This is a genomic window from Pontibacter vulgaris (genome assembly GCF_022758145.1).
Classification (GTDB): domain Bacteria; phylum Bacteroidota; class Bacteroidia; order Cytophagales; family Hymenobacteraceae; genus Pontibacter; species Pontibacter vulgaris.
In genome coordinates, this window is sequence record NZ_JAJVDH010000002.1 from 20738 (window position 1) to 38871 (window position 18134).

At 44.2% G+C, this 18134-nt stretch carries 19 protein-coding genes; 16 read left to right on the top strand and 3 right to left on the bottom strand.

Going from position 1 to position 18134, the window contains the following annotated elements:
• Positions 1–432: 432 nt before the first annotated feature.
• The 9 genes from LWP20_RS01040 (at position 433) to LWP20_RS01080 (ending at position 6932) form a co-directional block, all read left to right on the top strand.
• Complete coding sequence (locus tag LWP20_RS01040; RefSeq protein ID WP_242926255.1) at positions 433–1482, top strand: hypothetical protein; 1050 nt, start codon at positions 433–435, stop codon at positions 1480–1482.
• Between the two features lie 92 nt (positions 1483–1574).
• Entirely contained in the window at positions 1575–2969 is a 1395-nt protein-coding gene (fumC, locus tag LWP20_RS01045) for a class II fumarate hydratase (protein ID WP_242926256.1), read from the top strand.
• Between the two features lie 119 nt (positions 2970–3088).
• The gene (locus LWP20_RS01050) at positions 3089–3901 is read left to right on the top strand and encodes a TIR domain-containing protein (RefSeq protein WP_242926257.1); all 813 of its coding nucleotides are present in this window, start codon (positions 3089–3091) and stop codon (positions 3899–3901) included.
• A 252-nt stretch (positions 3902–4153) separates the two neighbouring features.
• The gene (locus LWP20_RS01055; protein ID WP_242926258.1) at positions 4154–4555 is read left to right on the top strand and encodes a methionine-R-sulfoxide reductase; all 402 of its coding nucleotides are present in this window, start codon (positions 4154–4156) and stop codon (positions 4553–4555) included.
• 68 nt (positions 4556–4623) lie between these two features.
• Entirely contained in the window at positions 4624–4938 is a 315-nt protein-coding gene (locus LWP20_RS01060; RefSeq protein WP_242926259.1) for a peptide-methionine (R)-S-oxide reductase, read from the top strand.
• Between the two features lie 24 nt (positions 4939–4962).
• Positions 4963–5505 (top strand): peptide-methionine (S)-S-oxide reductase MsrA, encoded by a 543-nt coding sequence (gene msrA, locus LWP20_RS01065; protein ID WP_242926260.1) that lies wholly within the window; start codon positions 4963–4965, stop codon positions 5503–5505.
• Between the two features lie 80 nt (positions 5506–5585).
• Positions 5586–5963: a diacylglycerol kinase family protein gene (locus LWP20_RS01070; protein ID WP_242926261.1), complete on the top strand. Its 378-nt coding sequence runs from the start codon at positions 5586–5588 to the stop codon at positions 5961–5963.
• A 119-nt stretch (positions 5964–6082) separates the two neighbouring features.
• Positions 6083–6451: a DUF6970 domain-containing protein gene (locus tag LWP20_RS01075; protein ID WP_242926262.1), complete on the top strand. Its 369-nt coding sequence runs from the start codon at positions 6083–6085 to the stop codon at positions 6449–6451.
• Between the two features lie 4 nt (positions 6452–6455).
• The gene (locus LWP20_RS01080) at positions 6456–6932 is read left to right on the top strand and encodes a DinB family protein (RefSeq protein WP_242926263.1); all 477 of its coding nucleotides are present in this window, start codon (positions 6456–6458) and stop codon (positions 6930–6932) included.
• A 155-nt stretch (positions 6933–7087) separates the two neighbouring features.
• On the opposite strand, the gene LWP20_RS01085 is transcribed toward LWP20_RS01080, so the two are convergent.
• Positions 7088–7879, bottom strand: coding sequence for a DUF4382 domain-containing protein (locus LWP20_RS01085; RefSeq protein ID WP_242926264.1), 792 nt, complete (start codon positions 7877–7879; stop codon positions 7088–7090).
• A gap of 267 nt (positions 7880–8146) precedes the next feature.
• The gene (locus tag LWP20_RS01090; protein ID WP_242926265.1) at positions 8147–11167 is read right to left on the bottom strand and encodes an AsmA-like C-terminal region-containing protein; all 3021 of its coding nucleotides are present in this window, start codon (positions 11165–11167) and stop codon (positions 8147–8149) included.
• A 115-nt stretch (positions 11168–11282) separates the two neighbouring features.
• Between LWP20_RS01090 and LWP20_RS01095 the strand changes: the two genes are divergently transcribed.
• From LWP20_RS01095 to LWP20_RS01110, 4 genes are all read left to right on the top strand, one after another.
• Positions 11283–12296, top strand: coding sequence for a PorP/SprF family type IX secretion system membrane protein (locus LWP20_RS01095; RefSeq protein WP_242926266.1), 1014 nt, complete (start codon positions 11283–11285; stop codon positions 12294–12296).
• Positions 12297–12359: 63 nt separating this feature from the next.
• The gene (gene gldJ / locus LWP20_RS01100) at positions 12360–13598 is read left to right on the top strand and encodes a gliding motility lipoprotein GldJ (protein WP_242926267.1); all 1239 of its coding nucleotides are present in this window, start codon (positions 12360–12362) and stop codon (positions 13596–13598) included.
• Positions 13599–13679: 81 nt separating this feature from the next.
• A complete protein-coding gene (locus LWP20_RS01105; protein ID WP_242926268.1) occupies positions 13680–14153 on the top strand; it encodes a DUF4265 domain-containing protein in 474 nt (157 codons plus the stop codon).
• Positions 14154–14429: 276 nt separating this feature from the next.
• A complete protein-coding gene (locus LWP20_RS01110; RefSeq protein WP_242926269.1) occupies positions 14430–15584 on the top strand; it encodes a serine hydrolase in 1155 nt (384 codons plus the stop codon).
• 15 nt (positions 15585–15599) lie between these two features.
• Here LWP20_RS01110 and LWP20_RS01115 read toward each other — a convergent pair whose 3' ends face one another.
• A complete protein-coding gene (locus tag LWP20_RS01115) occupies positions 15600–16286 on the bottom strand; it encodes a ComF family protein (RefSeq protein ID WP_242926270.1) in 687 nt (228 codons plus the stop codon).
• A gap of 95 nt (positions 16287–16381) precedes the next feature.
• Here LWP20_RS01115 and LWP20_RS01120 point away from each other — a divergent pair, with 95 nt between their 5' ends.
• The 3 genes from LWP20_RS01120 to LWP20_RS01130 all read left to right on the top strand — a co-directional run bounded on the left by LWP20_RS01120 (position 16382) and on the right by LWP20_RS01130 (position 18011).
• Positions 16382–16729 (top strand): carboxymuconolactone decarboxylase family protein, encoded by a 348-nt coding sequence (locus tag LWP20_RS01120; RefSeq protein ID WP_242926271.1) that lies wholly within the window; start codon positions 16382–16384, stop codon positions 16727–16729.
• Positions 16730–16798: 69 nt separating this feature from the next.
• A complete protein-coding gene (locus LWP20_RS18415; RefSeq protein WP_242926272.1) occupies positions 16799–17149 on the top strand; it encodes a hypothetical protein in 351 nt (116 codons plus the stop codon).
• A 100-nt stretch (positions 17150–17249) separates the two neighbouring features.
• A complete protein-coding gene (locus LWP20_RS01130; RefSeq protein WP_242926273.1) occupies positions 17250–18011 on the top strand; it encodes an exodeoxyribonuclease III in 762 nt (253 codons plus the stop codon).
• Positions 18012–18134: the final 123 nt, after the last annotated feature.

Genomic DNA, 18134 nt, shown 5'->3' on the forward strand with positions numbered 1-18134 from the left:
TCGATAAGGGCATCGCGCTGCTGATTTGAAGCTACCCTCGTACCTCGGGTTGCCTGACGGCACCGCAACAAATCAAAGGCGCTCAACCCCAAGACTGATATCAGTTCGACAGTTTCCTATATTCTATACTTTGAAACGATAAGCTCCGAGAATTGTCGGTATATTCCGTAGGGACAGGTCGCACCTGTCCGCCCGTGGACTATACCGACAAAACTATAACCGGAAGTATAGCAGTTGCAGAACTGTCCCCTTGAGGACAAGTGAGAACGAGAATTCGAAGGTAGCGAGCGTAGCTCTGAGGGGTTGGGGGTAGTTGGACCACAGCAACTATAAAACTATAGCAACACCTAAACCATCAACCAAATCCTAAAATCTTTCCATCTTAAAAATCTTAGTCCTTATCTTTGCACCCGGATTTCCGGAAAGTATAAAATGAAGTATAATTTATTGGTAATGATGCTGCTATGGAGCGTGGCGACTATAGCACAGAAGAGAGCAATTACCGTAACTGAGCAAAGTATAAGCATACCGGCAAATGGCCAGCAGGGAGTATATTTTTATGGTTTCCAGAAGGGCGATGTGGCAGTTATAGCTATTGACCCCGATAAAGCTGGTGAGGCTATAAACCTGGAAGTGCAGGAATATACTTCTGGAGCTGTGGTGTATAACAGCAAAGGCTTGAAAAAAATAAAAGACCTGAAACTGACCGTGCCGCAAAAGCAGGTTTATAAGTTTATACTTTCAACTGCCTCCGATAAAGCTATACCTGCACGGCTAAGTATAAAACGCCTGCCTGAGAAAGATGAAACCCGCCACTTCAATTCTAACATCACCTGGAAAACCAAAAATGATACTACCTGGGCCACCACAACCGAAAAAGTATTGGTAAAGGGCGAATTGACACCTGTTACTTTGATTGATAAAACCTTCAGAGTGGCATCTATGGCAAACCTGAACCCAAGCCGCGTGTCGGTGCCGTTTAAGTTACCGGCTAATACGGTGCATTGGGTTTACTGGATTGGCGTGGGACAGCAATCGGTGGAAGACCTAAAGAACATGACCAAACTGGTAACAAAAGGCGCTTCTGTAATTGCTTCCTCTACTGTGAGCCCGGTAGTGGGTTTTGGATTAGGTTTATTACCGAGTTTGCCACAGGTAAATGCCAGCGGAAACATCGACTATTACTTTATGAATAAAGCATCGGCAGAGAAGTTTGTGGCGGATGTAGATGGCTGGAAACCTTATACTTTCGCGCAGGGTACCGGCATTATTTCCGACTACAAAAAGGTATCGCTCGCTGAGACTCCTAAAACCACCGACAGCACACTTTACGCCACTTTCAGGAACAGCAACACAGTAACAGGTCTGGACATAACGCTTAAAATTGTAGCCTTTGAGCAGGAAAAGAAGTACGTAACCAGGCAGGTGCGCAAACCCTTAAAAGTGGAGCAAAAACAAGTACCGGTCTTTGGGGAATCCTGAAATAACTCGTAACCCGAGACTCAGAACTCAGAACTCTTTTTCGTAGTTTTGCCGCCGACAATTTTGATCCTTTAAACCTAAGTATAAACTATATGCAAATTCGCGTAGAGAAAGACACGATGGGCCCTGTAGAGGTGCCTGCAGACAAATACTGGGGCGCCCAGACGCAGCGCTCTAAAGAGAACTTCACCATCGGTGGCCAGCTGATGCCGAAGGAAGTGATCGAGGCTTTTGCTATACTTAAAAAATCGGCTGCATTTGCCAACGCAGAGCTGGGCGTACTGGCACAGGACAAAGCTGAGATAATCGGTAAAGTTTGCGACGAGATACTGGAAGGCAAGCTGGCAGACCAGTTCCCGCTGGTAGTTTGGCAGACAGGTTCGGGCACGCAGTCGAATATGAACGTGAACGAAGTGGTAGCTAACCGTGCGCACGTACTGTTGGGTGGCAACCTGATGGACGAGAAAAAGAAGATCCACCCGAACGACGACGTAAACAAGTCGCAGTCTTCTAACGATACTTTCCCGACAGCGATGCACATTGCCGCTTACAAAAAAGTGGTGGAGCATACCTTGCCGTTGGTTAAAAAACTACTCGACACCCTTAACAGCAAAGCAGAAGCTTACATGGATGTGGTGAAGATCGGACGTACGCACCTGATGGATGCTACGCCGCTTACACTTGGTCAGGAGCTTTCTGGTTATGTAGCCCAGCTGGATTACGGCATGAAGGCGCTTCGCAACACACTGGAGCACCTGAGCACGCTGGCCCTTGGCGGTTCTGCGGTAGGTACAGGCCTTAACACACCGGCTGGTTACGATGTGCTGGTTGCCGAGAAGATCTCTCAGTTTGCCGGTCATACGTTCATCACGGCTCCTAACAAATTTGAGGCACTTGCTGCACACGATGCTATAGTTGAGACTTCTGGCGCCCTGAAGCAACTGGCTGTATCGCTGATGAAGATTGCCAACGATATCCGTTTACTGGCTTCTGGCCCACGTTCTGGTATTGCTGAGATCCTGATCCCTGAGAACGAGCCGGGTTCTTCTATCATGCCAGGTAAGGTTAACCCTACACAGGCAGAAGCTATGACCATGGTTTGCGCGCAGGTGATTGGTAACGACGTGGCTATCTCGGTTGGTGGCATGAATGGTCATTTCGAGCTGAACGTGTTCAAGCCAGTGATGATCTACAATCTGTTGATGAGCGCCCAGCTGATCGGTGACGCATGCGACTCGTTCGACAAGCATTGCGCTGTAGGCATAGAGCCGAACACAGCCCGTATCAAAGAAAACCTGGAGAACTCGCTGATGCTGGTAACAGCCCTTAACCCGCACATCGGTTATGACAACGCAGCCAAAATAGCGAAGAAAGCCCACAAAGAAGGCACAACCCTTCGCCAGGCAGCTATCGCGCTGGAACTGCTTACCAACGAGCAGTACGACGAGTGGGTACGCCCAGAAGATATGATCGGCAGCTTGAAGTAAGAACTATAGTTTACTGATAAATGAAAAGCAGCTCCGGAAGGGGCTGCTTTTTTGTTTTATGCAAATTCTTGTAGCTTTTGCTATATTTATACTTATATATAATTCAAAGTCTAATACTGATGGAAAGAAAGCCGAGATTGTTTATTGGATGTTCAGCAGAAAGTTTAAAAATAGCTGATGCTATCAATGAGAATCTTGATCATTCATGTGAAGTTACTATTTGGAGAAACGGAACATTTAAATTATCAAACAACACAATAGACTCTCTAATTGAGAAAGCATTTTCTGTTGACTTTGCAGTCTTTATCTTCTCTCCTGATGATATAGCTACAATAAGAAATGCTGAAGAGAAGATAGTTAGAGACAACGTGATTTTTGAACTTGGCTTATTTATTGGTACTATCGGTAAACAGAGATGCTTTATAGTTAAACCTAGAGGTATTGATCTACATTTTCCGACAGATTTACTTGGGGTAACGACTGCGGATTATGAGCCCAAAAGATCAGATGGCGACTCTACTTCTGCTCTAAATTTTGCGTGTTCTTTAATTAAAAAGGAGATTGAAAGGATAGGTTTGATAAAAAGTATAAATACTTACAAAGCTTCAAACTCTAACTTTCAAATCACTGATATAAATCTATCTGAAATTGATTTTAATTTCTTAGCTGTACTTCTAGCAACAGCCACCAACTCTCCTACTGGGCTAAGTTTATGGCATATAAAAGAAACACTTAAAATAAGAGATCCTAGAGTTGATATTTCATCAATTAAGCTGGAAAAGCTAGGTCTCCTTCAAAAAGAAAATGAAGTTGATGGACGTGAAGATTATTATGCATATAGGATTACACAAGATGGTTTAAGCGTACTTCTCAAAGAGGAGCAAAGGCTTTATAAATTGTATGAAGTTGAGGAAGATGATTTACCATTCTAATTTCCTCAAAGTCCCGCAAGTTTAGTGGCAGCGCAACTTGTGGTTATACTTTGAGGCCAGTTTGTAACTGGCGTTTTCCGCAATCACACTTTCTCCAGTTACAAACTGGCTGCCATACTTCCCACAAGTTACCGCTGCGCTCAAACCTGCGGGATAAATAGCTATCACAACTATAGATTTACCAAAACCTTCTTAACTTTTCGCTGTTCTTAAAACCACACGTATAAACAGAGCAACAGCAAAGCATAACCTATGAAAATTGCAAAAGACCCATCAGAATATAACAAGCTTACCCCGGAAGAAGAGCGCATTATAGTTTACAAAGGCACCGAATACCCGGGCACCGGTGAGTATGAGCATAATAAAGCAGAAGGCGTATACTTGTGTCGCCGTTGCAACGCGCCACTTTATACTTCGGAGTACAAGTTTGAGTCGCACTGCGGCTGGCCAAGCTTTGATGATGAAATAACCGGCGCCGTAAAACGCATACCAGATGCCGATGGCCGCCGTACCGAAATTGTTTGCGCTAACTGCGGCGCGCACCTGGGCCACGTATTCGAAGGCGAATACCTTACACCGAAAAATATCCGCCATTGTGTAAATTCACTCTCCCTTAAATTTGTGCCCATAGAGGATTTGGAAAAGGAAGTATAGGTTTCAATTTATACATGCCGCGAGCATCCTCGCTCGCGCTATAGACAAAATATCTCATGTAGCTTTACATGCTATTCGTACGCAACCAGAAAGTAGACCCAAGCGGGAATGAGCAGGAAAGCGGCGTTTATACTTGCTCTAACTGCGGGCAGGTGTTGTTCAGTGCAAAGTATAAATTTAGTGTTGGTTCGGGCTTCCCAAGTTTTTGGGCACAGGTAGGCGACAATGTAGAGCAGAACCCGCTGGATACGTATGGCCGGGAGCGGATACAGCTCTTGTGCAGCCAATGCAGGCAGCATTTAGGTCATTTGTTTGAAGATGCCCGTACACCAACCCAAGTGCGCTACTGTATAAATGCGGATGCACTGAAATATAAAGACTAAATTATCAAAGTAGAGGATAAGTAAATGGAAATAGCAACGTTCGGAAATGGATGCTTTTGGTGTACTGAGGCAGTTTTTCAACAGTTAAAAGGTGTGGAAAAAGTAGAGTCGGGCTATGCAGGTGGCCATGTGGAAAACCCAACCTATAAGCAGGTTTGCAGCGCCACCACCGGCCACGCAGAGGTGCTACAAATAACTTTTGATCCTAACGTAATCAGCTACGAAGAGCTGCTGCGCGTGTTCTGGGAAACCCACGACCCAACCACTTTAAACCGACAAGGCAACGATGTTGGCCCGCAGTACCGCTCTGTTATTTTCTACCACAACGAGGAGCAAAAGCAGCTAGCCGAAAAGTATAAACTGGCTTTAGATGAGTCTGGCGCTTTCGATGACCCTATTGTTACGGCCATCGAGCCTTTAACCAATTATTACCCGGCCGAAAATTACCACCAGAATTACTTTTTAAACAACGGAAGCCAGCCTTACTGCGCATTTGTGGTGCGGCCAAAAGTAGAGAAGTTCAGGAAAGTATTTATAGACAAGCTTAAACCGGAGTTTGGCAGCTAAATTATAGTTCGGCTAAGTATAAATCTGTTAACTTGAAACGGACTTACTAAGTATAACCTATTCTTAAATTATAATCCCCATTGGAGAGTTACTTCAAAAAGCGCTATAACAGCTTTAAGTTTGCCTTTAAAGGTATAAACTCGGCTGTGCGTTCGGAGCCACACATGCGCCTGCACATACTGGCTGCTATCGGGGTTATACTTGCCGGTATCATTTTCAGGGTTACTAAACTGGAATGGTGCCTACTGGCCGGAAGTATAGGTCTGGTCATAACTGCCGAGATTTTCAACACTGCCATCGAAACGCTTACCAACCTGGTGTCGCCGCAGCATAACCCGCTGGCCGGCAAAACCAAAGACCTGGCAGCAGCGGCGGTGCTGGTTGCCGCTATTACGGCAGCTATTGTTGGTACAATCGTTTTCCTTCCTTATCTCTTAGATTATCTGAGTCTAGCTTAGAAGCAGGCTTTTCTTATTCCACTCTATTAAATACAAGTATAAAATTCGTAGTTCTAAACCCATAATTCGTAATTGAATTATTGCGTACCTTTGCGCCTCTTAAAAAAAAACACGCCTCTATGACTATGAAAAAAATGCCTGTTTGGGCATCACTTGCATTGCTGCTAGCTTTTGCTTCAGGCTGTAAAACAACTGGAGCCAATACAAACTCACAAGCTCCGTGGCTTAGCCAGCTTATACAGCAACTGGAGCAGGAGGCACCTGCCAACCCTCCGGCTAAAGTATACCGTTATACTTATAACAACCAGGAAGTATACTACCTGACGGGTCGCTGCTGCGACATTCCGGGTAAGCTGTTTGATAAAGATGGCAACCAGCTTTGCGAGCCGGATGGCGGTATAACCGGAAAAGGGGATGGCCGCTGCACAGACTTTGCCGAGAAGCGCACAAACGAAACTTTAATTTGGGAAGATAAAAGAGAACGCTAAGAAAATGACAGGAAACGACGTACTGAAGAACTTATCAGAATATAACATCTGGGCCAACCAGACCATGCTGGATGTGTTCAGCAGCTTACCGCATGTACCTAACAATGCGGCCCGCTTAATGAGCCACGCCCTGAACGCACAGGCCATCTGGATAGCGCGCATTACAGGCACAACGAGCCCGGTAAAAGTATGGCAGGAGCATAACCTGGAGCAACTAAAGGAGCTGCACAAATCGGCATCTTACAAACTGGCCGAAATTGTAGCCAACGCCGACGAAACTGAATTTAACCGCCTGATAGACTATACCAACAGCCAGGGCAATAAGTATAGCACGCGTGTGCTCGATATTTTAACGCATGCTTTTAACCACGCCACGTACCACCGGGCACAAGTTGCCACCGACCTGCGCAAAAACGGCCACACACCGCCAAACACCGATTATGTTACATACGTGCGTGAGCTGATGGGCCAGGTGTATTAAGACATTAGAGATAAGATACTAGACAAATAAAAAGGAGCTCTTTATGATGAAGAGCTCCTTTTTATTTGATATCAGCTAGATTTTGAACTAATGTACAAAGTCAAAATTTCAGATTTTATACTTGTAGTCCTGTATCTTATATCTAGCGTCTTACATTATTCTTTTGGCAATTCTACTGTGCCAAGGTCTTTTACCTGATTTTGCGTTACGCTTACGTTCTCTATAGTTTTGTCATGCGCATTGCCTTCGGTGTAGAACTTAACTTTGTAAGTACCTGCTGGCACGCCTTTGATCAAAAAGTCGCCGTTATCGTTGGCAAAACCACCTATGGTATCGTTTGCAGCTGAGATAACATAAATACCGGGCTTATACTCGGCAGGAGTTACCTTACCTTTAATACCACCGGCAATTGCCTGTGTAATAGTACGAACAACGGGCTTCAGGTTATACTGGCCATTTCCTCTTGGTACTATAGATTTAGCAGCATCAAAATCGAGCAGCAGCATGTACGTAACATCTTCTTCCAGCTCGGCATCAATTTTCAGTTTAATACCGGATGTCTGGCCACTTGGTGTTTTAAGCGCTACCGTTGTGCCATCTTTTAATTTAAGCGTGTTGTTATCACCTAATATCAAACGGATCTGAGAGATTGTACCTGCAGGCAGGTTAGCACTGGCAAGTAAGGTATCGCGGCCATTCGCAAAATCCAGCAGGTTATAAATGCCCGGATGAATTTCTTCCATCGTGATCCAATCAGCCTCGTCAGTATCTCCCTCTTTAATAATCTGTACCGATTTGATATCAATATTAACCTCCTCGTAGTCGCCGGGAGCATCTGTCATACGAACCTGCATTTTAGCAGTACCCGTGTTTTCGCTATCGTCGTTGCATGCGCTAAAACCTAACAGGCCGCACAGCATCAGAGGGAAAATGAAGTTTCTTTTCATACGTGTTGTTTTATTTAAGTTACGCAGCAAATATCTGACCCGAAGATGAAGACAAAATGAAGAATCAGTTATTTGCTATATTTTTTTATTCAGAGGCTTTACATCTATACCTTTAGCACTTCTGAGTTTTAAGAACGGCGCAATGTTGTACTAAATTATATAAGCAGGAAAAATAAAAGGCAGCAGATATAAGCTTCTGCTGCCTTTTTGTTGTATTATAAACTACAAGTAGCTTATACTTTATACTTCAAGCATTTTATACTTTAACTAGTTACCTGTAGCTGCTGTATCGGGTTTGGCGGCAGGTCTTGTTCTGGATCTTAGCAGGTCGTTAAGCTTGTTGCCCGCTTTTTGCTTTAACTGCTGTTCGGCCTCCAGGCGCTTTTTATCCAATTCCTGGCGGGCTTTCTGCTCTGCCTGCACTCGCTTCTTGTCCAGTTCTGCTTTTATACTGTCCTGAGCCTGCAGCTTGCGTTGCTCCAGTTTCAGCTTTGCATCATCCAGCTTATTCTGCACTACATTTTTAACCAGGTCTTTTGCCTGCGCTTTAGCACTACCGCCTGCCAGCGCCACACGTGGGCTCGACAGCGTACCGCCAATATTCAGATTAAGTGTTATGCGCTCAGAGCCAGCCAGTTTTTCGTTGCCAATAAGCCCGGCAAGGCGCGAGTTAAGCTCTTTACCTACTTTACCAGCCGGTACATTTAGGGCTGTAATGTAATCGATGTTACCATTAATGTTGTTAGAGCCGCCTACTGTCATTTCAACGTTGCCTACTTTCATATCAAATGGCTTAATAACCAGGCTGCCATCTACGATCTCGGCATCTATATAGCGGTTTTCTACCACAAAATTACGAAGCTCATCAAAGTGGGTAAGGCTGCTGATCTTATCTACGACGGCTACGTTGCTCACCGCTGCCCGTATTACCTGCACAATACCCTCGCCATCCATTGTTTTGAATATCGGGGTCATGTCCTGGCCCAGCTCGCCTGCAAAATTAAACTTGGTAGAGAACGTACCATCAAGCAAGCCTGCAATTGGTGCTATAGCCTTTATAGTATTAAAGGTGTTGAAAGCTTCTTTAAACTGGAGGTTCTTAATATCCAGCTTCATATCGAACAGAGGATGCTGCAGGCTTTGGGTATTGTAACTTCCGCTGGTAGCAAAAGTAGCGCCCAAGGTATTAAAGGTAACGCCCTGCAGTTTTGCAATTTTGTCTTTAACCTGCACCTGGCCATTCACATTGTTCAGTTTCAGGTTATCGTAAAGCACTTGTTTGGCATCTACCTTCAGTACCAGGTCTAAGTTGGCGGGCACCTCTACCACACCTTCTGCCTCTTTGGTGGCAGCAACGGTTTCGCCGGTATTTTCATCCACCATCCACTCGTTTACATTAAAGGTATTAGAGCGCAGGTTTATAGTACCACGCAACGACTGGTTATCAGCCAGGGCATAACCCATGTAGTTAGAGATAGTACCATTGGCCTGAATATCGCTCTTACCTAAATGGCCGCTCATGTTCTGCAGCTGAATACGCTCATTATTGAACACAGCATTGGCAGAGGCTATTTTCATACCTTGCGGCAGGTCGGTACTTACAAAGTTCAGGTTACTGATAGCCATAGTTCCGCTGGCAGTAATGTTGTTATACTTCTCGGCTTCTATGTCGCTCATTTTGCCTTTAGCAGCCACGTTAGCGTTTATGCGCCCCGATACTTTCATATCATCCAGCGGGAAGATCTTCGTCAGCTTTGTAAGGTCAAGTATACCTTTAATGTTGAAGTCGAAAGCAGGCTTATCTATACCTTGAATAAGCGCACGGCCAGCAAGTGGCTCGCCATCCAGACTCATATTAAAGTTCTGGATATTGATGCGGGTATCGTCGGTGTTGCCGGTGGTGTTAAGTATGTTGGCTACCATATTCAGGCCTTGAATAGGAGCAGGGAAATCTTTAGACTTCACATAACCATTTGTCAGGCGCATATCGGCATCTATTACCGGCATTTTGGTTTCAGAGTAAGTACCTTTCGCATCGGCATCTACTTTGAGCAAGCCACGCAGTGTCATACCTTCCACCGGAAAAACTTTTGTGATCTCGGCTAGATCTATACTTGCTTTCACGTTGCCATCTACGTCCATCGGCTCCAGGCCTTTTACCAATACTTTTGCATCTACAGGATTTTTACCCAGATCCAGGTGTAGTTTGCGCACATCAACCAGCAGATTATTTGTAGTATTACCGTCTTTGTTATCGATGCGCATATCTACGTTAATGTTGCGGGCGGCCTGAGGCAGGTCAGGGTATTTGAACATACCATTTATGATCTTCAGATCGGTACCATAACCAGGCATCAGGGTATCGTTCATGCGGCCTTTAAAGTAGCCGTCAAAACTCAGTTTACCTTCGGTTTTAATATCCTTAAACTGCTCAGTATACATACCGGGCACTACCGAAAGCACATGTTTAAAGTCTGTTTCGGTAGCTTTAAAGGTCAGGTCGAAATCCATGTTCTCGTCCGGCATAAGTATGGTACCGGCAAAAGTAAACGGCAGCTCGTTTAACTGAATTTTGTTGTCTTTAAAAGTATAAAGCGATTTGTTCAGGTCCATGGCCATGGTAACATCGGCGTTCAGCTTACCATTCTCGATGTAATTCACACCATCATAAGTCATGGTAAAACGATCAGCGGTGGTTTTAGAAACCATATCAAACACATCTTTCTCGAAATCGCCACTACCGGTATGGTTCACATTATAGCCAGCTAAACCAAAAGGAATGCTCAGGTCGTCATAAAAAAGTGTTCCATTGTTCACTTCCCAACCTTTTATGGCCATTTTAAAATTGCTTGCAGCAGTATCGGCAGGAGTAACTGCAGCCGTATCAGAAATGTAAATATCCCAGTTAGCTTTACCGCTTTTTAACACCAGCAAGCGTATTACAGGCTCATCAAGCGTAATTTTGTTTACTTTAAGCTCGTTTCCGGTTATTACGCTCATCAGGTTTAAGCCCATTCTAAAGGCAGGAATGCGGGCTAAAGTGTCGGTGGCAAAAGAATCTTTACCTACTACGGTGAGGTTCTCAACGCCTAAAGACATATCCGGGAAATCATGGAAAAGAGAAAGGCTTACGTCATCTGTATTATAGATAACATTCGCATTTATATTCTTGGCGATCTGTTTGTCCAGGGCCTGTTTAATTTTATCTTTGAAAAGAAATGGAACTAGCGCTGCCGCTGCAAACAGTAGCGCCAGAAATACGAAAAAGCCAATTACTAATTTTTTCATAACGGTGGTTGATAGATACAGTAAAGCTAAACTATATAATTTATAGCTAAAACCATGCAAATTATAGTTAGCCTCCTTTTATTTAACTCTCTGTTGCTGTTTGTTTAGTATAAAGATGTCCGTAAAAAAAGCGATTTGCGCCTGTTTAGCTTATATCTGGGTTTTTACAACCCAGGCACAGGATGTGCAACTAACGCAGCAATATGCCAACCGGATATACCTGAACCCGGCTTTTACCGGATTAGGCCGCCAATGGAGCGTAGGCTTAGCCCATCGTAACCAATGGCCCGCCCTAAACGGTTCCTTCAGAACAAACCAACTCACTGCCGACTATAGCTTTGCTGGTACTAAAAGTGCAATCGGGCTATTGCTGCAACAGGATAAAGCCGGTATAGGAGGATTACAAAAATTACAGGCCGGAGCTATTTATGCCTATCATACCAATCTGAGCAGCAAATGGGCTTTTTCAGCTGGCTTGCAGGTAACTGTAGCCTCCCTGCGCCTGAACTATGATAACCTGGTTTTCGGCGATCAATTATCTGATAATGGTAAGGTAGCCGTAAGCTCGGCAGAGGCCAATACGTTTGAGCCCACCAACTATGCCAGCTTTACTGCCGGAGGGCTTTTATACTCTGATAATCTATGGTTTAGCTTTGCAGCTGCCCACCTGAATAAACCCGCCTATGGGTTTGGTGAAACCACCCGGCTGCCTATACGTTTTACTGCCACTACGGGGTATAAATTTTACGCCCGCAACTATACCGATCAGGGCCGTTTATTCGAATTAAGCTTTACCCCATCGGTAACATACACCAAACAGGATTTTTTTAGCAAAACAGATATTGGCCTGCATACTATTTATACACCCTTCACGTTAGGTTTAATATACAAAGGAGTGCCTGTAACCGGTGATGCTAACCAAGATCAGGCCTTGTCCGTAATAGCAGGGCTGCAGTTAGAGCAGTTTAAAATAGGTTTCAGCCACGATGTAGGCCTGGCAGGTTTTGGCAAGCAGGCCGGCGGAGCCAACGAAATATCGCTAGTATTTGAACGAAATGATTTAAATAAATTGTTCCGGAACCGTTCTGCAAATAAATTTAACACCGGCATTGTTTGCCCATCATTCTGATTTTAGTTATAATTGCACATTAAACTACGTTACAAGAACCTTATCTAAATTGGGTGCTATTTTATGAATCTTATTAAGTATCTATCGGTAGTGGTTGTGGGAGGATTTATCCTTACATCCTGCTCCAAAGGAGGACAACCCACCAGCACAGATCCTGGTGACACTAGTACCGCCACTGGTATAGCCTATAACGAAGACGAGAAATCGTTTCAGGTAGCAGACTATGCAGAATTTCCGCAAGGTCCGGGCCTGGTGTTTATAGAGGGTGGCCGCACAACCCTGGGCTCAATGGAAGAAGATGTAGCCATGACACGCGACAATATTGAGCGCACTGTTACGGTAGCATCTTTTTATATGGATGAGACTGAAGTTGCCAACATACACTGGTTGGAGTACCTTCATTACCTAAAGGCCGACTCGCTTCCGGAAGTATACCAGGCTGCTTTGCCTGATACTACTGTATGGTCGCAGCAACTATCTTTTAACGACCCTTATGTATCGTATTACCTGCGTTACCCTGGTTTCCGCTTTTTCCCTGTTGTGGGTGTAAGCTGGTTACAAGCTAACGATTACTGCATCTGGCGTACTGCCAAGGTTAACGAAAACCTGGCACAGCAGGCAGATGGCGGTGGCGGAAGAAGAGGCCTTTTCGGCAGAAAAAAGAAAGGTGCTGAAGAAGCTCCTGCTGAAGGTTCTAAACCATCAATCGAATCTGGCTATGTATTGCCGAACTACCGCCTGCCAACAGAAGCTGAGTGGGAATACGCTGCACAGGCTCTGATTGGAACGCAGTACTCTGACGACGAAAACCAGAACAACAGAAGACTTTATCCTTGGGATGGCCACCAGGTTCGTAACCCATATGGCAAGCAGATGGGTAAGTTTATGGCTAACTTTAAGCGTGGCCGTGGTGACTATGCAGGTATTGCAGGCTCACTAAACGATGGCGCCATGATCACAGATTACATCTATAGCTACCCGCCAAACGACTACGGTTTGTATAACATGGCTGGTAACGTAAACGAGTGGGTACAGGATCTTTACCGCCCGCTTTCTTACCAGGATGTTGAAGATCTGAACCCGTTCCGTCGTGATGGTTTCCTGGATGACTCTTCTAACTATGATTCAAGCGAAGGTTACCACTCACTGATTAACGACGAAGTTCGTGTATTTAAAGGTGGTTCCTGGAAAGACGTAGCTTACTGGTTATCTCCGGGTACACGCCGTTTCATGGCCCAGGATTCTGCAACTGCAACTATCGGTTTCCGTTGCGCTATGATCAACGCCGGATCAAACAAATAAGCATCAGATTTTTATTTATAACAAAAGCCCGGAATCAGTTCCGGGCTTTTGCTTTTATACTTACTCTAAAATATACATACTATGGATAACGCTGTTCAGCACGAAGAAATCATTTTCAGGTTTTTTAGCGAACTCTTTGATCAGGAAATGGAAGAGGCACTCTGGGCCGTTGTAGTGGATAAAGAAAAAGGACACTATAAAATAGATAGTCTCCCTTTTTATGCGCCGCTGGTAGCAACCAATGATATAGTCCACGCCACATTTGATACAGACGAAAACAAACTGGTATACAAGGAAACAGTAGAATATTCAGGTAACTCTATCGTGCATGTGGTAATTGACGATGAGACAAAGAAGATAGATGATATACGCGATATCTTCACACACCTTGGCTGTGTTTCAGAAGCCCTGAACGAACATTACTTTTCGCTGGAAATCCCTTTTAATGCAGATTATGCTATAATAAAAAAGGAACTGGATGCACTGGAAGATGCTGAAACAATAGAGTATGCCGAGCCCAGTTTATCGGATATTCATAAAAAGCAGACATCTTAAGGAAAGAAAGAAAAGCGTTCTTAAAACAGGAGCGCTTTTCTTTTTTGTAGCCTCATACTTCACAATTCAAAACATTTCAAACTTGATGCCTTTTCAGGTATACTTTCCTATCAACTAGAGCACATCATATTACTGATCAAGCATAATTTCTTATATTAGAAGATCCTAATTCAGATATAAGTCATGAGAATTTCGCGCTTGTTAGTTTTGTGCCTGCTCCTAGGAACAACTACTTCTGTTTCTGCACAGCAAAAAAATGATCCGTGGTTAAAAAGAATGTTGCGGAGACAAGCTTCTCCATTACTTAAAGATGTTTTAAATAAACCTGATACGTATCAGTACCAGATCATTTATACCCGCATCAACAGGGACAAAAACAACCAACCGCATTTTAAGCATTCCTATTATAACGTAGACAGAAACCGCTACTACAACCCTGCCTCTACAGTTAAACTACCCACAGCTATACTTGCTCTCGAAAAGCTCAATGAGCTTAAAGTAAATAACCTGGATAAGTATACGCCCATGCTTACCGATAGCGCTTTCAGCAAACAGACCAAGGTTGCTGCTGATAGCACCTCCAAAAATGGCTTGCCTTCTATAGCACATTATATTAAAAAGGTATTTTTAGTAAGCGACAACGATGCCTACAACCGCTTGTATGAGTTTGTAGGGCAGCAAACATTAAATGAGAAACTGTGGCAAAAAGGGTATAAAGATGTGCGCATAACCCGTCGGTTTACGCCCATGACACCAGAAGAAAACAGGCATACGAACCCTATCCGATTTTTACAGGAGGGAAAGTTGGTATATGCCCAGCCGGCAGCTTACAGCAAGGCCACATTCGACTTTAGCAAAAAAATACTGATAGGGAAAGGCCACTATAACTGGGATGAAAAACTGATCAATGAGCCGATAGATTTTACTACCCACAACAACCTGCCGCTCGAGGATCTGCAGCAAATGGTACAGGCGGTGATGTTTCCGGAATCGGTGCCGGCCCAAAAGCGCTTTAACCTGACACAACAGGATTATACTTTCCTGCACGAGTACATGAGTAAACTGCCTTACCAAAGCGATTACCCAAAGTATGATACCACCGAGTTCTTCGACAGCTATACCAAGTTCTTTTTATATAAGTCAGGTAAAAGCAAAATCCCGGATTACATGCGCATCTATAACAAAACGGGTTGGGCTTACGGCTTCCTGACGGATGCATCTTATATAGTTGATACCAAAAACAATGTCGAGTTTATGCTTTCGGCAGTGATCTATGTGAACAGCGACGGCATTCTGAACGACAATAAGTATGAGTACGACGAAACAGGCCTGCCTTTCTTTAAAGAAATAGGGGAGATTATCTACAACTATGAGCTGAAGCGAAACAAGAAGTATAAACCCCAACTCAGCAAGTATAACGCTAAGCTATAGTTTTTAAAATATAATTTAAGCAGCCGCTATTGTTATCACGCTAACTTCGGTAGAGCCGGCGGCTAACAAGGCAACGGTGCAGGCCTCCAGGGTAGCACCGGTTGTCATTACATCATCTACTAGCAACACCCGTTTACCAGCAACCAACTCAGGCGACAATACTTTAAAAACATGTTCCACGTTTTGCCAGCGGTCTAACCTGTTTTTGCTGGTCTGGGTGGTGGTATTCTCTATGCGGGCTAGGCCGGTTGCCTGCCAGGGCAGTTGCAGTGCAGTAGCCAGCCCTTTTGCAAAACTATCGGATTGGTTGTAACCCCGGCGGCTCAATTTATACTTGTGTAAGGGCACTGGCACTATAACATCAAACTGCTGGTTATACTTATGGTCGGCTAAGATAGTACCATACCGCTTGCCCAAATGCTCGCCTAAATCATGGCCACCTTTATACTTTAGTTTGTGCAACAGTTTTTGTACCCGCCCCTTCGGCCTGAAGTATAAATAAGAAAACGCAAACCGAACAGGTACTTTGCCCCAGAAGCGGCGCTGTAGCGGGTTCAGTTCGGTGCCGCCATGCAGGTGCACATCGGTGTAAGGCAACTTTACATTACAATCGGTACATATAAAGGATTCGCCTCTGGCTAAAGCGCCATCACAGGCAAAGCAACTCTCCGGAAAAAATAAGGCCAACAGGTCTTCAAGCATGTCTCAGGGCAGGGGATAAGTATAAACTCCGTATTTTCGCGTAACTTTATCTTTTATACTTTATTAAGCTTTTTACAGCAACAGAACATACAACAATGAGTCAGATAGAAGAATTCAACGAATATCGCTCGCGCATGAACGAGCGCATCATGTCTTACGACAATAAAGTAATTAAGCGCTTTTTTAACCTCGATACGAATACATACGCAGATGGCGCACTTGATGTAAAAACAAAAGAAATGCTTGGCCTGGTAGCCTCTATGGTACTGCGTTGCGACGATTGCATTAAATACCACCTGGGCAAATGCTTTGATGAAGGTGTAAACGATGAGCAGATCTTTGAAATTTTCTCCATCGCAAACCTGGTAGGTGGCTCTATTGTAATACCGCACTTCCGCCGTGCTGTAGAATATTGGGAAGAACTTAAAGCGCAGAATATTTAATCGCTGATTGTTAATTGTTGTAGACTCTATAATAATAACAATCAGCAATCAGTAACGAGCAACAATTACATGGTAGAACCATCCGATAACTTAGAACATAGGTGGACCAACCTCCGGGCTGCGCTTATGAAGCAGTTTGGCAAAAAGCCCGATATGAATGCTATACTTTTCCTGATCGGAATTCAGGAACTGGGGCAAGGGATTTTTAACTTCACAAAAGAGCAGAAGCAGGACCTCATGCACATTGCCACTTGTAAGGTTTTCAGCATATCCGGTTATTATGAACTAGAGCGCTTAGACGAAGAAGGTTGGCCACATTACAAAGCTGTTAAACCTATTCCGTTTGCTAACCTGCGCGAACAGGAAAATATGCTTAAATGGCATGTGCTGGAGTACTTTGATAGGCTAGAACAAGTATAAATTAAAAACAGATTTGAGACATAAGATTCAATATCATTGACTATAAGTTACCAGAAGTAAATGATCCAGTGTCTTATTTCCTACGTCTTCATAAAGTATTATGAGAATTATTACTTATAACGTGAATGGCATCCGGGCAGCGCTTTCCAAAGGATTTCAGGATTGGCTGAAGGCTGCAAACCCTGATGTACTGTGCCTGCAGGAAATTAAAGCCTGCGAAGATAAATTCGACAAGGCCGTTTTCGAAGATATGGGCTATAACGTATACCTGCACCCGGCCCTGAAAAAAGGCTATAGTGGTGTGGCTATACTTTCTAAAGAGAAACCAAACCACGTGCAGATTGGCTGCGGCATGGATTGCTACGATAACGAAGGCCGTGTAATCCGAGCTGATTTCGACACCCATTCGGTAATGAGCGTATACATGCCATCAGGCTCGAGCGGGGAGGAGCGCCAGAACTTCAAGTTCCAGTGGATGGATGATTTCTATGGTTACATAGGCGACCTGAAACAGACGCTGCCAGGCCTTGTTATCAGCGGTGATTATAATATCTGCCACCAGGCCATCGATATCCATAACCCGAAATCCAATGCCAACAGCTCAGGTTTTTTGCCGGAAGAGCGTAATTGGATGGGTAAGTTTATCGAGAGCGGTTTTATAGATTCGTTCAGGCACTTTAACCCAGAGCCACACAACTATACCTGGTGGAGTTACCGGGCGGGGGCACGCAACAAAAATCTTGGCTGGCGTATTGATTATAACATGGCCACCGATAACCTGCGCGACCGTTTAAAGAGAGCAGCTATACTTGCCGAGGCAAAACACTCAGACCATTGCCCGGTATTGTTAGAACTGGATTAGGTACTATACTAAAGTATAAGCTTCTATAGTTTATACTTTAGTACACCTTTCCGCTGCTTTTCTTTTGAAATACAAGTAATTACAGGATCTGAAGATAAGGCTGGCATGTACTAACAAAGGAGC

Excerpts from the sequence above, each read along its gene's own strand:
- LWP20_RS01110 (WP_242926269.1), top strand. The coding sequence starts at position 14,430 with ATGTTGCGGAGACAAGCTTCTCCATTACTTAAAGATGTTTTAAATAAA.
- LWP20_RS01055 (WP_242926258.1), top strand. The coding sequence starts at position 4,154 with ATGAAAATTGCAAAAGACCCATCAGAATATAACAAGCTTACCCCGGAA.
- LWP20_RS01050 (WP_242926257.1), top strand. The coding sequence starts at position 3,089 with ATGGAAAGAAAGCCGAGATTGTTTATTGGATGTTCAGCAGAAAGTTTA.
- fumC (WP_242926256.1), top strand. The coding sequence starts at position 1,575 with ATGCAAATTCGCGTAGAGAAAGACACGATGGGCCCTGTAGAGGTGCCT.
- msrA (WP_242926260.1), top strand. The coding sequence starts at position 4,963 with ATGGAAATAGCAACGTTCGGAAATGGATGCTTTTGGTGTACTGAGGCA.
- LWP20_RS18415 (WP_242926272.1), top strand. The coding sequence starts at position 16,799 with ATGGTAGAACCATCCGATAACTTAGAACATAGGTGGACCAACCTCCGG.
- LWP20_RS01060 (WP_242926259.1), top strand. The coding sequence starts at position 4,624 with ATGCTATTCGTACGCAACCAGAAAGTAGACCCAAGCGGGAATGAGCAG.
- LWP20_RS01105 (WP_242926268.1), top strand. The coding sequence starts at position 13,680 with ATGGATAACGCTGTTCAGCACGAAGAAATCATTTTCAGGTTTTTTAGC.
- LWP20_RS01080 (WP_242926263.1), top strand. The coding sequence starts at position 6,456 with ATGACAGGAAACGACGTACTGAAGAACTTATCAGAATATAACATCTGG.
- LWP20_RS01085 (WP_242926264.1), bottom strand. The coding sequence starts at position 7,879 with ATGAAAAGAAACTTCATTTTCCCTCTGATGCTGTGCGGCCTGTTAGGT.
- LWP20_RS01075 (WP_242926262.1), top strand. The coding sequence starts at position 6,083 with ATGACTATGAAAAAAATGCCTGTTTGGGCATCACTTGCATTGCTGCTA.
- gldJ (WP_242926267.1), top strand. The coding sequence starts at position 12,360 with ATGAATCTTATTAAGTATCTATCGGTAGTGGTTGTGGGAGGATTTATC.
- LWP20_RS01115 (WP_242926270.1), bottom strand. The coding sequence starts at position 16,286 with ATGCTTGAAGACCTGTTGGCCTTATTTTTTCCGGAGAGTTGCTTTGCC.
- LWP20_RS01130 (WP_242926273.1), top strand. The coding sequence starts at position 17,250 with ATGAGAATTATTACTTATAACGTGAATGGCATCCGGGCAGCGCTTTCC.
- LWP20_RS01090 (WP_242926265.1), bottom strand. The coding sequence starts at position 11,167 with ATGAAAAAATTAGTAATTGGCTTTTTCGTATTTCTGGCGCTACTGTTT.
- LWP20_RS01120 (WP_242926271.1), top strand. The coding sequence starts at position 16,382 with ATGAGTCAGATAGAAGAATTCAACGAATATCGCTCGCGCATGAACGAG.
- LWP20_RS01095 (WP_242926266.1), top strand. The coding sequence starts at position 11,283 with ATGTCCGTAAAAAAAGCGATTTGCGCCTGTTTAGCTTATATCTGGGTT.
- LWP20_RS01040 (WP_242926255.1), top strand. The coding sequence starts at position 433 with ATGAAGTATAATTTATTGGTAATGATGCTGCTATGGAGCGTGGCGACT.